At 51.8% G+C, this 13,980-nt stretch carries 17 protein-coding genes; 4 read left to right on the top strand and 13 right to left on the bottom strand.

Going from position 1 to position 13,980, the window contains the following annotated elements:
* Nucleotides 1-104: 104 nt before the first annotated feature.
* The 3 genes from rpsI to zapE form a co-directional block, all read right to left on the bottom strand.
* Complete coding sequence (gene rpsI / locus QC823_RS03640; protein WP_309654997.1) at nt 105-494, bottom strand: 30S ribosomal protein S9; 390 nt, start codon at nt 492-494, stop codon at nt 105-107.
* Between the two features lie 13 nt (nt 495-507).
* Complete coding sequence (gene rplM / locus QC823_RS03645; protein ID WP_309655113.1) at nt 508-936, bottom strand: 50S ribosomal protein L13; 429 nt, start codon at nt 934-936, stop codon at nt 508-510.
* A gap of 244 nt (nt 937-1,180) precedes the next feature.
* Nucleotides 1,181-2,362 (bottom strand): cell division protein ZapE, encoded by a 1,182-nt coding sequence (zapE, locus tag QC823_RS03650; protein ID WP_309654998.1) that lies wholly within the window; start codon nt 2,360-2,362, stop codon nt 1,181-1,183.
* Between the two features lie 216 nt (nt 2,363-2,578).
* Here zapE and QC823_RS03655 point away from each other — a divergent pair, with 216 nt between their 5' ends.
* Nucleotides 2,579-3,046 (top strand): ZapG family protein, encoded by a 468-nt coding sequence (locus QC823_RS03655; protein WP_309654999.1) that lies wholly within the window; start codon nt 2,579-2,581, stop codon nt 3,044-3,046.
* A gap of 46 nt (nt 3,047-3,092) precedes the next feature.
* On the opposite strand, the gene QC823_RS03660 is transcribed toward QC823_RS03655, so the two are convergent.
* Nucleotides 3,093-3,848 carry a Nif3-like dinuclear metal center hexameric protein gene (locus tag QC823_RS03660; RefSeq protein ID WP_309655000.1) on the bottom strand — a complete coding sequence of 252 codons (756 nt, stop codon included), beginning with the start codon at nt 3,846-3,848 and terminating at the stop codon, nt 3,093-3,095.
* A gap of 152 nt (nt 3,849-4,000) precedes the next feature.
* On the opposite strand from QC823_RS03660, the gene QC823_RS03665 reads away from it, so the two are divergent.
* Nucleotides 4,001-5,251, top strand: coding sequence for a Do family serine endopeptidase (locus tag QC823_RS03665; RefSeq protein WP_309655001.1), 1,251 nt, complete (start codon nt 4,001-4,003; stop codon nt 5,249-5,251).
* Between the two features lie 57 nt (nt 5,252-5,308).
* On the opposite strand, the gene hisD is transcribed toward QC823_RS03665, so the two are convergent.
* From hisD to QC823_RS03710, 9 genes are all read right to left on the bottom strand, one after another.
* Nucleotides 5,309-6,628, bottom strand: coding sequence for a histidinol dehydrogenase (gene hisD / locus QC823_RS03670; protein WP_309655002.1), 1,320 nt, complete (start codon nt 6,626-6,628; stop codon nt 5,309-5,311).
* An 18-nt stretch (nt 6,629-6,646) separates the two neighbouring features.
* Complete coding sequence (gene hisG / locus QC823_RS03675; RefSeq protein ID WP_309655114.1) at nt 6,647-7,303, bottom strand: ATP phosphoribosyltransferase; 657 nt, start codon at nt 7,301-7,303, stop codon at nt 6,647-6,649.
* A 27-nt stretch (nt 7,304-7,330) separates the two neighbouring features.
* Nucleotides 7,331-8,593, bottom strand: coding sequence for a UDP-N-acetylglucosamine 1-carboxyvinyltransferase (murA, locus tag QC823_RS03680; protein WP_309655003.1), 1,263 nt, complete (start codon nt 8,591-8,593; stop codon nt 7,331-7,333).
* An 11-nt stretch (nt 8,594-8,604) separates the two neighbouring features.
* Nucleotides 8,605-8,856 (bottom strand): BolA family protein, encoded by a 252-nt coding sequence (locus tag QC823_RS03685; RefSeq protein WP_309655004.1) that lies wholly within the window; start codon nt 8,854-8,856, stop codon nt 8,605-8,607.
* Nucleotides 8,857-8,992: 136 nt separating this feature from the next.
* Nucleotides 8,993-9,340 carry an STAS domain-containing protein gene (locus QC823_RS03690; protein WP_309655005.1) on the bottom strand — a complete coding sequence of 116 codons (348 nt, stop codon included), beginning with the start codon at nt 9,338-9,340 and terminating at the stop codon, nt 8,993-8,995.
* Complete coding sequence (locus QC823_RS03695) at nt 9,337-9,939, bottom strand: MlaC/ttg2D family ABC transporter substrate-binding protein (protein WP_309655006.1); 603 nt, start codon at nt 9,937-9,939, stop codon at nt 9,337-9,339. Before QC823_RS03695 ends, QC823_RS03690 begins: the two co-directional genes overlap by 4 nt.
* A 151-nt stretch (nt 9,940-10,090) precedes the next feature.
* Nucleotides 10,091-10,555 (bottom strand): outer membrane lipid asymmetry maintenance protein MlaD, encoded by a 465-nt coding sequence (gene mlaD / locus QC823_RS03700; protein ID WP_309655007.1) that lies wholly within the window; start codon nt 10,553-10,555, stop codon nt 10,091-10,093.
* 16 nt (nt 10,556-10,571) lie between these two features.
* The gene (mlaE, locus tag QC823_RS03705; RefSeq protein ID WP_309655008.1) at nt 10,572-11,372 is read right to left on the bottom strand and encodes a lipid asymmetry maintenance ABC transporter permease subunit MlaE; all 801 of its coding nucleotides are present in this window, start codon (nt 11,370-11,372) and stop codon (nt 10,572-10,574) included.
* The gene (locus QC823_RS03710) at nt 11,373-12,194 is read right to left on the bottom strand and encodes an ABC transporter ATP-binding protein (RefSeq protein WP_309655115.1); all 822 of its coding nucleotides are present in this window, start codon (nt 12,192-12,194) and stop codon (nt 11,373-11,375) included. It abuts the gene before it with no gap.
* A 231-nt stretch (nt 12,195-12,425) separates the two neighbouring features.
* Here QC823_RS03710 and QC823_RS03715 point away from each other — a divergent pair, with 231 nt between their 5' ends.
* Both QC823_RS03715 and QC823_RS03720 read left to right on the top strand, forming a co-directional pair.
* The gene (locus tag QC823_RS03715) at nt 12,426-13,397 is read left to right on the top strand and encodes a KpsF/GutQ family sugar-phosphate isomerase (protein ID WP_309655009.1); all 972 of its coding nucleotides are present in this window, start codon (nt 12,426-12,428) and stop codon (nt 13,395-13,397) included.
* Nucleotides 13,398-13,429: 32 nt separating this feature from the next.
* A complete protein-coding gene (locus QC823_RS03720) occupies nt 13,430-13,978 on the top strand; it encodes a KdsC family phosphatase (RefSeq protein ID WP_309655010.1) in 549 nt (182 codons plus the stop codon).
* The last annotated feature ends 2 nt before the right edge of the window (nt 13,979-13,980 follow it).

Below are 13,980 nucleotides of genomic sequence, written 5' to 3' on the forward strand. Positions count from 1 at the left end.
CAACCGCACTTGACCAAGGTGGAAGAAAATATGCAACTTTTTGATATTTAAACAAAAAAAAGCCCAGGCCTGTGACCTGGGCGTTTTGCCGCATTGCGCTAAAATTAACGCTTAGAGAACTGCGGACGACGGCGCGCTTTGCGCAAGCCGACTTTCTTACGTTCTACCTGACGCGCGTCACGGGTCACGTAGCCCGCTTCACGCAGCGCTAGGCGAAAGTCTTCATTGTAGTCCAACAGCGCGCGCGTGATACCGTGGCGGATAGCACCGGCTTGCGCTGAGCCACCACCGCCAGCAACTGTCACATAGACGTCGAACTGGTTAAGAGTGTCAGTCAACTCAAGTGGCTGACGAACTACCATGCGACCTGTTACACGACCAAAAAATTGATCCAGTTCGCGGTTATTGACAGTGATCTTGCCGGAACCCGGCTTAAGGAAAACGCGGGCGGTAGAAGTCTTGCGGCGCCCGGTACCGTAATACTGCTGTGTCATGGCGAAGATTTCCTCAGATGTTCAGTTCAAGCGGCTGTTGAGCAGCATGTGGATGCTCGGCACCAGCATAGACTTTCAGCTTGGTGTACATAGCGCGGCCCAGAGGGCCTTTCGGCAACATACCTTTAACGGCAGACTCAATAATACGCTCAGGCGCGTAATCGATCATTTTATCGAACGTCATTGAGCGTAGGCCACCCGGATAACCGGTATGACGGTAGTAGGTCTTCGCCTTGGCTTTGTTGCCAGTCACTTGGACTTTCTCAGCATTGATAACGACGATATAGTCGCCAGTATCAACGTGTGGGGTAAATTCGGGCTTATGCTTGCCACGCAGGCGGCGAGCAATCTCGGTCGCTAGACGACCGAGCGTTTTATCCGTCGCGTCGACGACATACCAGTCGCGCTGGACGGACTGCGGCTTAGCACTGAACGTCTTCATGAATGAAATCACCAGATTAAGTGTGTTGGGTGTCATCAGCTTTCCGCCTAATAAAACACGAAAGCTTAGCACCATCCCTATTTTTCTTGGTTGCTCGCCAGGTTCAGCGAAGCAACGTTGAGCGAGGCGGTATTCTACAGTAAGAGAAACACCTAGTTAAAGGCTTTTTCGCGCTTGTGGCGACTTACCTCCCCCTCAATCCACCAGCCCACCAACTACCAAGACAAACTTTTGAATTATCACCTTACGGCTTATGGGCCAACGCAAGGTACTCGTGCGATTGCATCTCTTGTAAACGCGACAACGTGCGCTGAAACTCAAAGTTGAGTTTTCCGTCAGTATATAGCGACGCAATAGGCACTTCTGCGGACATCAATAGCTTGACGCCTCGATCATAAAACTCATCCACCATATTGATAAATCGCCGAGCCTGGTCATCTTTTTTGGCATCCATTTGGGTGACATTAGAAACCAACACCGTGTGAAACTCACGCGCCAACTCAATATAGTCATTCTGACTACGCGGCCCATCACACAGCTCTCTAAACTCGAACCAGACAACGTCGTCATGCAATCGCCGTGCATGCAACACCCGATGATTCACTTCCAACGGCGCATCAAGTTCCCCCTCGTGGCCTGATATTTCACGAAAGCTGCGCAGCAGCTCGGTTTCCGCCTCAGCATCAAGCGGGGTATGAAAAATCTCGGCCCGTTCAAGGGCACGCAAACGGTAATCAATCCCTGAGTCCACATTCACGACCACGCAGTGACGATTGAGAAGCTCAATCGCCGGGATAAAACGCGCACGCTGCAACCCCTCTTTATAAAGATCATCCGGCACAATATTGGAGGTGGCAACCAGGACAACGCCACGCTCAAAAAGCGCTTCTAGCAAGTTAGCCAATATCATTGCATCGGTAATGTCTTTGACAAAAAATTCGTCAAAGCAAATAACACGAGCCTCTGCGGCAAACTTTCCCGCAATGAGTTTTAAGGGATCTTTTTCGCCTTTATAGTGATTTAACTCATTATGTACACGTTGCATGAACCGATGAAAATGCGTACGCATCTTATTAGCAAATGGCAACGCCTCGTAGAAAGTATCAACGAGATACGTTTTTCCTCTACCCACTCCCCCCCATAAATAGAGCCCTTGAACCCGAGGCATAGCAAGCTGTGCAGGCACTGGCGATGCTTTTCCCACTAACCCTGCCATCTTTGCCTTGAAGCCTTTCTTGGCTGTCGTGGCGTTCGGTTTTGTGGTGGGTGTCGCAATAAGATCGTCATACAACCTCTGAAGATGTTCGACGGCCTCTTGTTGCGCGGCATCGTATTGAAAGTCATCTCTTTCAAGGTCGGCGCGATAGCGCTCCATGGGGGAACTCGGTCGTGTCACAGCGTCTCCATGGGCAGGGGTGGATGGCATAGAGTAATCTCCTGAAGCGCGTTTTGAGCCGATTGTGTCAGCACCTCAATATGAGTGAGGCAGAATTATACGCCGAAGACACACAAAGCACATGGGCGGATTGACCCAAACGCCCCAAAGACGCCTATAATGGCTTCAAAATGCCTAAATGTAGTCAAGATGTTATTGAGACAATGTCATTAAGTTAAAGCACGAACCAAGTGTAGGGAGAAAGATGTGGAAGCAAGTGCTGAGCTAATGTTTGCCTTGATTGGCGCCGTATTCGGTATTGCTGTCGGGGCGTTTGGTTACCGTTTCGTCAGTAAAAATCAACGTAACATCGCTGCCATGCAGCAAAAGCTTCTAGAAAGCGAGCGCCAAGTAGCTGAGCTAAAAAGCCGTATGGGCTCCCATCTACACGGTTTTCAACAACGTATCGACACTATTCGTGACGAAACAACCGCACTGGAACAGCAACTTAACCAAGAAGCACAACATTGGCATTTGAGTAATGACGCTCTACGTCGTCTCGATTTAAGCCGCTTAAACACCACGTCAGTAAGTGAAGAAAATACCACTACCGACGAGGTTACTGGGCCAGCTGCTAATTTGCCCCGTGATTACGCGGATGGTCTAAACGGCACTTTGTCAGAAGATTTTGGCCTTAAGGAGACCGAAACCCCGCCACAGCCTCCACGTTACTGACCTTGCGAAGAGGTTTTTATCGCGTGCAAAGGAAATCACCCAGCACTCACGCGGGGTTGTCGATATCAACAAAACGATGCTCGATGCCACATTCGGCGGCTAGCCACTCGCCCAGCGCCTGTACTCCATAACGCTCAGTCGCATGGTGACCTGCGGCGATGTAATGAATACCCATTTCCCGTGCTAGATGGGTGGTACGCTCGGATATCTCTCCGGAAAGAAACAGTTGCGCTCTCCCTTTGTAAGCTTGAGCAATCATGTCCTGCGCTCCGCCGGTACACCAAGCCACGCGTTCGATATCACCGATACCCGCATCAATTACCAAGGGTTCTCGTTTTAATTCGTGCCCAACGCGTTGCGATAAGGCCGCGAGTGATGTTGGCGCGGTTTTTCCTTGCCACAACAGCCCTTCGCCCAGCTCGCCATCCAAACAATTCTCAAACTGCCATCTCATCCGCTTGGCTAACTGTGCATTATTACCAAGCTCTGGGTGAGCATCAAGCGGCAGGTGATAAGCCAATAGATTAATATCATGGCTAAGCAGTGTTTTAATCCGCCGCTGCTTCATCCCCGTCAGCGCAACCGGTTCATTTTTCCAAAAAAAACCATGATGCACGACAACAGCATCAGCTTCCCAAGCCACGGCCTCATCCAACAGTGCCTGACACGCCGTCACGCCAGTGAGGACACGTTGAACATGTCCGCGCCCTTCGACCTGGAGCCCGTTTAGAGTAAAGTCGTTAAATCGGTTAGCGCTTAATTTGTTCTCGCACGCGGCGACTAACACATCCCGCTTTACCATTTTATCCTCCTCCAACGCGTATGTTCGACTGAACACCTGCGAATAGTCACACCTGCGGAATATCCACAAGAAATGTTACCATCACTTATTATTAAAGGGCGTGTATCCACGCAGACAATGACGCCTGACAAACTGCGAACCAAGGAATGTCAATGCAACGCTTCGTGATGCCTTATGTATGGCCTATCATTACCGGCATATTGCTCGCAGTACTGTTTCTTGTGGTATTTCCTGAACCGATTCCCAACCCTTTCGAGTCGTCATCTATTACCCCAAGTGAAACGGCTGACCCCGCGCTTGTGTCTTCGGCTGAAACAGAAACCGAAAATCAACGCCCCAAGCCAGACGTGCAACAAGCCCCTCCTTTAACGCGAAATGAAGGGCCTTCGAGTTACGCTGACGCTGTGAATCGTGCCGCACCAGCAGTCGTCAATATTTATTCATCACGTATTGTCGAGCGCGACCAACACCCTTTAATGTCGGATCCCTTCTTTGAGCAGTTTTTTGATGGCGACGATGGTACACACCAACAGCGTATGCTTTCGAGTCTGGGCTCCGGCGTCATCGTGAGCAAAGATGGTTACGTGTTAACCAATCATCACGTCATTAACGGCGCTGATGAAATACAGGTAGCACTGCGTGACGGACGTGAAATACTTGCCAAGGTCATTGGAACCGACCCGGAAAGCGACTTAGCCGTGCTTCATATACCATTAGATAATCTTCCTGTTATCGCACTGACCGATTCAACCGATGTCGCCATAGGGGATGTCGCACTCGCCATTGGCAACCCCTTTGGTGTGGGCCAAACCGTGACCATGGGGATCATTAGTGCTACCGGACGCAGTCACTTAGGCTTGAACGCCTATGAAGATTTCATTCAGACCGATGCGGCGATTAATCCAGGTAACTCAGGTGGCGCACTTATCAATTCAGACGGTGCTTTAGTCGGCATCAACACAGCAATATTTTCTCGCTCAGGTGGCTCTCAAGGGATAGGGTTCGCAATTCCTGCCAATCTTGCGCATAGCATTTTAAATGAGCTGGTCACTCAAGGCAGAGTCATCCGCGGATGGCTGGGTATCGAAGCACAAGCATTATCGCGGGAACTCGCGGCCTCGTTTGGGCTACGCACACCGCAAGGTGTCATTATTGCAGGCGTTATATCCGACGGCCCTGCCGATCTTGCGGGTCTGCAGCCCGGTGATGTGCTGCTCGCTGTCGACAGTCAACCCGTGCTGGATGCCCGTGCCACGATGAGTGAGATCGCCGCGATTGAGCCTGGCACAACATTACCGCTGACGATTGTACGTGGTGGCGAAATCAGGCAAGTCACGCTTGAAGTTGGGGAGCGCCCCGTACCAGCGCTCCCCACACCTCGTCGCTTAAACGACACGCCTTAATAATTACCGGCATAAAAATAACCACCGGTATAAATAACTAACACCGTATCCAATGCCTTAATGGCGAATCCGGTATTCCGCAGAGCGAGCGTGTGCGGTTAGCGATTCTCCACGCGCCAAAACGGAAGCGACGTCTCCAAGTGCTGACGCACCTTCCGCCGAGCAGTGGATAATGGACGAGCGCTTCTGGAAGTCGTAGACCCCAAGGGGGGAGGAAAAACGCGCAGTACCAGATGTTGGCAGCACGTGATTGGGTCCAGCGCAGTAGTCACCTAATGCTTCGGCGGTATAGCGTCCCATGAAAATCGCGCCAGCATGACGGACATCCTCCAGCCAAGCTTCCGGCTCAGCGACAGAGAGTTCCAAGTGCTCAGGCGCAATGCGATTGATAAGCGCGATCGCCTCTTGCTTATCTTGACACGCAATTATCGCACCCCGCCGGCGTAATGAAGCGCGCACGATCTCTTCACGCTCAAGTGTAGGCAACAAACGCTCAATAGAATCTTCTACCGCTTGCAAGTGCTCGACATCCCAGCTGACTAAAATCGACTGCGCATCTTCATCGTGCTCCGCTTGGGAGAAGAGATCCATGGCAAGCCAATCAGGGTCTGTTTTCCCATCGCTCACCACCAAGATTTCTGAAGGTCCGGCAATCATGTCAATGCCAACTTGACCAAACACCGCACGCTTGGCGGTAGCCACGTAAATATTGCCCGGCCCCACAATTTTATCCACGCGAGGAACCGTTTCGGTGCCGTACGCCAGTGCCGCGATCGCCTGAGCTCCGCCAATGGTGAAAACGTAGTCCACGCCCGCTAGGTGAGCTGCCGCGAGCACCATGTCATTAAGCACGCCATCTGGGGTTGGAACTACCATTACAATTTCTTTAACACCCGCCACGTGCGCCGGAATCGCATTCATCAGCACCGATGAAGGATAAGCCGCCTTGCCTCCTGGGACATAAATCCCTGCACGGTCTACCGGGGTCACTTTCTGCCCTAACACCGTGCCATCGGCTTCTGTGTACTGCCATGATTCAGGTTTTTGCCGCTCATGGTAACTGCGGATACGCTCAGCCGCGAAGGTTAAGGCATCTCGCTTCGCTGCGGGAAGAGAGTCAAAAGACTGCTTGAGCTGCTCTGGGGTCAATTGCAGCTCGCTCATTGAGCTGACTGACAACCGATCAAAATGATTAGTGGTTTCAACTACCGCCACGTCGCCCTGTTGCTTTACCTTAGCTAAAATACTGTCCACGCGTTGCTGAACCGCATGATCTGACACGCCACTCCAATCGAGTAACGCATCTAAACGCTGTGCGAAATCAACATCGCGGGTAGAAAGCCTCGCCACCGTAGGTGTTGTTGCCGTATCACTCATCGCTGCCACTCCTCGGTATTAGGGGCTGACCGGTTGCTTTTGACGTTTTTTCACCGCTTCATCCAAGCGCTCAATAAGCGGTTTAATTTGCGCATGCTTCATCGTCATTGACGCTTTATTCACGACCAGCCGGGTGCTTATCGATGCAATTAACTCGCGCGGCTCCATGCCATTAGCACGCAGGGTATTGCCGGTATCCACAATATCGACAATTTCATCGGCAAGGTTCATTATCGGTGCCAGCTCCATCGCACCGTAGAGCTTAATCACTTCCGCCTGGATACCTTGCTCGGCGTAATAGCGCCGCGCCACGTTAACAAACTTGGTCGCTACACGACGCCGGGCACGGCTAGGCGATTCACCGGCTGCCCCTGCGGTCATCAATTTGCAGCGAGCGATGTCCAAGTCTAGCGGTTCATAAAGGTTCTCGGCGCCATGCTCAAGCAACACATCTTTACCGGCAACACCCAAATCGGCAGCACCGAGCTGTACGTAAGTGGGTACATCGGTTGCACGAATCACTACCAGCTTCACATTAGGCAGGTTGGTATCAAACAACAGCTTACGGCTTTTACCCAAATCTTCAGCAGGCGAAATACCCGCATCGGCCAATAAGGGCAGTGTCTCTTGTAAAATACGCCCCTTAGAGAGCGCTAAAACCAATTGCTTATTCATCGTCATTGCCAATCGTTAGTGCGTGGCTTAGCCCGGAATACGGCGAATACGCGCCCCTAGCTGCTGTAGTTTCTCTTCGATGCATTCATAGCCACGATCAATGTGATAGATACGATCAACCAGGGTTTCCCCTTCAGCCATCATCGCCGCAATGACGAGCGATGCAGAGGCACGCAAATCGGTTGCCATCACCGGTGCGCCCGAGAGCTTCTCTACCCCTGTGATCATGGCCGTATTGCCTTCCAACGCAATGTTAGCCCCCATACGGTTGAGCTCTTGCACATGCATAAAGCGGTTTTCAAAAATCGTCTCTACGACCCGTGAACTACCTTCTGCTACAGCGTTCATCGCTACGAACTGTGCTTGCATATCCGTGGGGAATGCCGGATATGGCGCCGTGCGGATATTGACAGCTTTGGGGCGCTTGCCCTGCATATCCAGTGCGATCCAATCGTCACCAGTGGTGATGAGCGCGCCAGCACTTTCTAGCTTTGCCAGTACCGCTTCCAAAATATCCGCCCGGGTACGAGTAACTTTAACCCTGCCGCCTGTCATCGCCGCGGCAACCAAAAAAGTCCCCGTTTCAATTCGGTCAGGCATCACATCATGTTCGCAACCGTGCAGGCGCTCAACGCCATCGATCACAATGGTGTCAGTACCATGCCCTTTGATCCGGGCACCCATTTTGATCAAGCACTCGGCCAAATCGACGATTTCGGGTTCGCGCGCGGCATTCTCTAGCACCGTTTTGCCTTCAGCAAGCGTCGCAGCCATGAGTAAGTTTTCCGTGCCCGTCACCGTGACAGTATCGAAAAAGATCGTCGCACCTTTGAGACGGCCATCAACACGAGCTCGAATATAGCCACTTTCAACACGAATTTCCGCGCCCATTGCCTCAAGGCCACGTATGTGCAAATCGACCGGGCGTGAGCCAATCGCACACCCCCCGGGAAGCGATACGTCAGCATGACCAAAATGGGCCAGTAGTGGACCCAGCACCAAGATAGAGGCACGCATTTTTTTCACAAGCTCATAGGGCGCATGGCACTGCGTCACTTGAGAACCATCGAGCTGAATGCTCATTTTTTCACCCATCACGGGCTCAACCCCCATACGCCCGAGCAACTCAAGCGTGGTGGTTATATCCTGCAGGTGCGGCAAGTTGCCGATCACGACGGGACCATCAGCTAACAGGCTGGAACACAGAATAGGTAAAGCGGCATTTTTTGCGCCGCTAGCCCATACTTCACCGTCCACCACCCCGTTGCCTGTAATTAGTAGCTTATCCATACAGCCCGCCCTTACTGGGCGTTTTCTGGCGCATTTTCCCACTGCGCCGGCGTGTAAGTTTTAATGCTAATCGCGTGAAGTGCGCCTGAGGCTATTTCATCGCTTAATGCACCATAGACAAGTTGTTGACGTTTGACAGGTGATAATCCTTCAAAGGCCTCACCGACCGCAACTACTTGAAAATTACATCCCTCGCCTTGGATGTGAAACTGACACCCGTCAAGGCGTGAATCAAGTAGTGCTTTTACCTCACTAGGCTGCATGAGTAGATAACTCCTATGAAAAACGTCGAAAAAAGTTGTGCCAATGATAAAGAAAAGCCGCGGCTTTGGCGATGCGTTGCAGCGTACTCGCCCTAAAAGCGCAGCGAAACACTCGCCATCAGCAAAAGGCGAGCCGCTATGTTGCTGAAGCGGCCATTTCACGCGTGGGGTTTTGCAAAAGCGCATCCAGTTCTGCCAAATGCGCCAACCGCTGAAGAGGAGTGGATAATGATACCGAAAGGATATCGATGTGACGTTGCTGACACAGGCGTAACCACTGCAAAAGTACGCTGATTGCGGCACTACTTGGCTTCTCGACCCCTTCGAAATTGATATGGAGCGCATTAAGTGAAGTTTCCGCTATCCACTTACTTCCCGCCGCTGCTAAGGCCGTGGCGACATTCGTTCCCACGTCACCGCTAACACTCAACGTATCGTTTTGCTGCTCGAGGCTTACTGCAAGCTCTGAGAATAGAGCGGTCACGCGTCGCCCCCTTCTTCGAGCTCTTCAATACCAACATCCGGCGACCAACTTTGAATGACAGCATCATAATCACGGTTATTATCGCGCATGGCTTGATCAAACTGGTTGCGGAAGGTTAAGCCCAAATTAATACCGTTTACGATAACGTTCACGACTCGCCACTCATCACCGGAAAGGCGCAAGGTGTAACTCACGGGATAAACGTTACCATCGGTACCTACGACTTCCATGTCGACGCTGGCTTGGTCGTCGTAGCGCCGTGATGTTTGATTTTCGAGAACGCGAATCTCATCGTAATCGAATGTCACTAATCCGTGGGTATAGGTATCAATTAATGTTTGACGGAATACGTCGGCAAAACGGCGACGCTGCTCTGGCGTGGCATTACGAAAATAGCTACCCATGACGCTAGCGCCGATGTAGCGAAAATCCGCGACGGCTTCAAGACTCTTATCAACCTCACTCTTTAGCGCGTCAATATTTTCCTGATAAAACGATTCGCGCTCTTCTAACTTCGCCATAAAGGCTTCGACATTATCGCGCACGACCTCAACTGGCCCTTTTGTTTGAGCGTGCAGCGTGAGCGACAAAGTCAACATCAAAACCGCCGATAGTGCAGCCAAACCACGCCACATTCCTGACTTATTCATTCCAGACCTATTCATTCCAGACCTATTCATTCCAAACTTGTTAATGAGTAACGTCCTCATGGTATTTTCATCTCCGTTAGTGCAATGCACTCGCTTTCGCTTAACCACTGGCCATATTGGACACAAACTGCTGAATCAGTTCCTCTAACACTAAAGCTGACTGCGTATCGCGAATGGTATCGCCGTTTTCTAACGTTTCAGGGTCACCCCCTACACTCAACCCAACGTACTGCTCGCCAAGCAGGCCAGCGGTTAAGATGGCAGCGGTGGTATCACGCGAAAGCTGTCCTTCTAACTTACTGTCCAGACTTAACACGACACGGGCATCATACCACTCGGTATCCAGCTCAACCGTTTCGACCCGCCCAACAGTGACACCCGCCATGGTGACTCGCGCGCGCGATTTTAACCCGCCAATATTGGCGAAATTCGCCTCCAACCGGAACGTATCCGACGGGGCAGAAAAGCTTAGCCCGCTGACGCGTAAGCCCAAAAAAACAAGCCCAATGATGCCTGCCAGCATAAAGAGTCCCACGCCAAACTCCATGGTTTTACTGCGTTTCATGCATCTGCTCCAGCATTTATAAGCCGCCGAACATGACGGCAGTCAAAACAAAATCTAAGCCCAACACGGCCAGCGACGAATAAACCACGGTGCGCGTAGTAGCACGCGAAATACCTTCTGAGGTGGGCACCAAATCATATCCCTGAAACACCGCAATCCAGGTGACAACAACGGCAAAGACCATACTCTTGAAGATGCCATTGCCAATGTCATCAACAAACGCCACGTTCGCCTGCATATTGCTCCAGTAAGATCCTTCGAAGACACCTAGCCATTCAACGCCGACAAGATATCCACCCCAAATGCCCACCACGCTAAACCCCACAGTCAAAATGGGTAATGAGACAAAACCGGCCCATAATCGCGGGGCAACCACCCGCCGCAACGGATCAACACCGATCATTTCCATGCTAGTAAGCTGCTCAGTCGCTTTCATTAAGCCAATTTCAGCGGTGAGCGCTGACCCAGCTCGTCCGGCAAAGAGCAATGCCGCTACCACCGGTGATAACTCGCGCAAAAGTGAGAGTGCCACCATTTGGCCCAATGCTTGCTCTGCGCCAAAATCAACTAAAATAGTGTAACCTTGTAGCGCCAACACCATACCGATGAAAAGCCCTGACACCAGTACAATTGCTAACGAAAGCACCCCCACAAAGTGCATCTGGCGCAGCCATAACCGGAACCCTTCGCGCGAAGGTACGCTGAAAACCGACTGCAAAAGAAACAAACCAGCGCGACCAAGCGCCTCTAATAGATCGCAACTTCTGCGTCCCAATCGAGAGACACGCGCGACGGCGTTTGAAACGTGTTCAGGCATTTAGCCGACCCTTATGGTTGCATCTTCACCAAGAATATCATCGTAAAGCGGTTTTGCTGGATAATGAAAAGGAACAGGTCCATCCGGCTCGCCGTGCATAAATTGGCTAACACGCGGATCCTCATGGACATCTAACGTTTGCGGTGTCCCATGTGCCACCACTTCACCATCAGCAATTAAATACAGGTAGTCAGCGATACTCAACGTCTCTTTAATATCATGAGATACCACAACTGACGTCAACGACAGCGCTTGGTTCAAACGCTTGATCAGTTGCACCAACACCCCCATCGAGATCGGGTCTTGGCCCACAAACGGCTCATCGTAGAGTATAAGCTCCGGATCGAGCGCCACCGCCCGAGCCAATGCCACTCGGCGCGCCATACCGCCAGAGAGTTCTGATGTCATTAAATGGCGGGCACCGCGCAACCCGACCGCTTGCAGTTTTAATAGCACGATATCACGCACCATGGCATCGGGCAGATCAGTGTGCACCCGGATGGGAAACGCCACGTTTTCAAACACATTTAGATCCGAAAACAATGCGCCGGATTGAAACAGCATTCCCATCCTTTTACGCAAACTGAAAAGCGCTTTACGCGGAAGCCGATGCACATCTTGACCATCGATAATGACGCGACCGCTGTCGGGGTGCAACTGCCCGCCAATCAACTTCAAAAGCGTGGTTTTACCCGTACCACTAGGCCCCATGATCGCCGTTACTTTACCGCGCGGTATGGACAAACTGACGCCGCGGAATATCTCATTATCTCCGCGGGTAAAATGAACATTTTCAATTTCAATAAAGCCAGCATCCGTCATAGCAAAAGCACTCATTCCAGGCACGAGACGCCGTCCCGGCGTAAACGCTATGCGTTTATCGTGTTAACAGCGTTCAAAATAGTTATCGAACATTGTATCCTAACCTGCCCTGGCGCTGCCAAAACAATTGTTGCCTGAAGGGGTGTTCATTATCATGTAATGTTACTTTTATTTTTTACCGCCACGCATCTCTTTATTACTACCTCTTTACTACTATGGCCTAAATCAACCATGACGATTAGCCCACTACGCGAAAGTGCGCAGCGCACTTTACAAATTGAGCAAGCCGCCATTGGTGGCTTACAGGCCAAACTTGACGCTCAGTTTGACCACGCCTGTGAATTAATTCTCGCCTGCCATGGGCGTGTAGTTGTCACGGGCATGGGAAAATCCGGCCACATCGCGGGCAAAATTGCCGCCACACTGGCGAGCACGGGCACCCCGGCATTTTTCGTTCACCCCGGTGAAGCTAGCCATGGCGATTTGGGCATGATCACGCGCAGCGACGTCGTGCTCGCCTTGTCCAATTCGGGCGAAACCGCGGAAGTCACCGCCCTACTCCCGCTGCTAAAACGTCTGGGTATACCACTTATCAGCATGACTGGGCGCATCCACTCGACGCTTGCACGCCATGCCGAAGCACATTTAGACAACGGCGTTGAGCGTGAAGCTTGCCCCCTTGACCTTGCTCCCACTAGCTCAACCACAGCCGCGCTGGCATTAGGCGATGCACTTGCCGTGGCATTGCTTGAAGCACGAGGCTTTACCGCAGAAGACTTTGCGCTTTCTCATCCTGGCGGCACGTTAGGCAAACGCCTACTACTGCAAGTCAAAGACGTCATGCACGTTGGCGAACGCCTACCGCAAGTTTCGCTTGGTAGTCCGCTGCGTGATGCATTGATAGAAATCACCCGCAAAGGGCTTGGCTTTACGTGCGTCGTTGACGATCAGGGACGCCTAGCCGGGGTATACACCGATGGCGACTTGCGCCGCACACTGGATCACCACCATGACCTGCGAGCAGTCTGTGTCGATGACGTAATGACACGTCCGGGTAAACGCATTACACCTGACGTTCTTGCGGCAGAAGCCGTACACTTGATGGAAGAGAGCAAAATCACAGCGCTTGCTGTTGTGGATGAGCAGCAGCGCCCCATTGGCGCCCTCCACATGCACGACTTACTCGTCAGTGGCGTTATTTAACGGCCCTTGATGTCACTTTTTATGGAGGCTACATGACCCTACCTGTCCCACTTATTGATCAGTTGCGCCGTGTGCGCTTACTTGCTCTTGACGTTGATGGCGTTTTAACCGATGGCCGCCTCTACTTTCAGGCCGACGGAATGGAAATTAAAGCGTTCCACACTTTAGATGGCCACGGGCTAAAACTCCTCAAGCGTGCCGGCCTCCACGTCGCCATCATCACTGGGCGAGATTCCCCCATGGTAAGCCAACGGGCAGCGGCACTTGGTATTTCGCACGTTTACCAAGGTTGCGAAGATAAGCTTGCCACCCTGCGTCACCTTTGCCAGCGACTGAGCATCGAGTTAGACCAAACCGCTTACTGCGGCGATGATTTACCCGACTTAGCCGCGATCAAGCGAGCCGGCGTCGGCATAACAGTGCCTAATGCCCCAGATTACATGCACAAACATGCTGATTGGGTCACTGAACGCTTGGGCGGGCACGGTGCCGTGCGTGAAGTCTGCGATACACTATTAGATGCTCAAGGGCACTGGGGTGCAGTAGTGGATACCTATTTACACGGCCTGCCCTCTGCGTGATA

The sequence above is a fragment of the Vreelandella vilamensis genome (assembly GCF_031451755.1).
Classification (GTDB): Bacteria; Pseudomonadota; Gammaproteobacteria; order Pseudomonadales; family Halomonadaceae; genus Vreelandella; species Vreelandella vilamensis.

What these genes read in the sequence shown, in the direction of transcription:
- rpsI (WP_309654997.1), bottom strand. Translation starts at nt 494, where the DNA reads ATGACACAGCAGTATTACGGTACCGGGCGCCGCAAGACTTCTACCGCC.
- rplM (WP_309655113.1), bottom strand. Translation starts at nt 936, where the DNA reads ATGAAGACGTTCAGTGCTAAGCCGCAGTCCGTCCAGCGCGACTGGTAT.
- zapE (WP_309654998.1), bottom strand. Translation starts at nt 2,362, where the DNA reads ATGCCATCCACCCCTGCCCATGGAGACGCTGTGACACGACCGAGTTCC.
- QC823_RS03660 (WP_309655000.1), bottom strand. Translation starts at nt 3,848, where the DNA reads ATGGTAAAGCGGGATGTGTTAGTCGCCGCGTGCGAGAACAAATTAAGC.
- QC823_RS03665 (WP_309655001.1), top strand. Translation starts at nt 4,001, where the DNA reads ATGCAACGCTTCGTGATGCCTTATGTATGGCCTATCATTACCGGCATA.
- hisD (WP_309655002.1), bottom strand. Translation starts at nt 6,628, where the DNA reads ATGAGTGATACGGCAACAACACCTACGGTGGCGAGGCTTTCTACCCGC.
- hisG (WP_309655114.1), bottom strand. Translation starts at nt 7,303, where the DNA reads ATGAATAAGCAATTGGTTTTAGCGCTCTCTAAGGGGCGTATTTTACAA.
- murA (WP_309655003.1), bottom strand. Translation starts at nt 8,593, where the DNA reads ATGGATAAGCTACTAATTACAGGCAACGGGGTGGTGGACGGTGAAGTA.
- QC823_RS03685 (WP_309655004.1), bottom strand. Translation starts at nt 8,856, where the DNA reads ATGCAGCCTAGTGAGGTAAAAGCACTACTTGATTCACGCCTTGACGGG.
- QC823_RS03695 (WP_309655006.1), bottom strand. Translation starts at nt 9,939, where the DNA reads ATGTTGACTTTGTCGCTCACGCTGCACGCTCAAACAAAAGGGCCAGTT.
- mlaD (WP_309655007.1), bottom strand. Translation starts at nt 10,555, where the DNA reads ATGAAACGCAGTAAAACCATGGAGTTTGGCGTGGGACTCTTTATGCTG.
- mlaE (WP_309655008.1), bottom strand. Translation starts at nt 11,372, where the DNA reads ATGCCTGAACACGTTTCAAACGCCGTCGCGCGTGTCTCTCGATTGGGA.
- QC823_RS03710 (WP_309655115.1), bottom strand. Translation starts at nt 12,194, where the DNA reads ATGACGGATGCTGGCTTTATTGAAATTGAAAATGTTCATTTTACCCGC.
- QC823_RS03715 (WP_309655009.1), top strand. Translation starts at nt 12,426, where the DNA reads ATGACGATTAGCCCACTACGCGAAAGTGCGCAGCGCACTTTACAAATT.
- QC823_RS03720 (WP_309655010.1), top strand. Translation starts at nt 13,430, where the DNA reads ATGACCCTACCTGTCCCACTTATTGATCAGTTGCGCCGTGTGCGCTTA.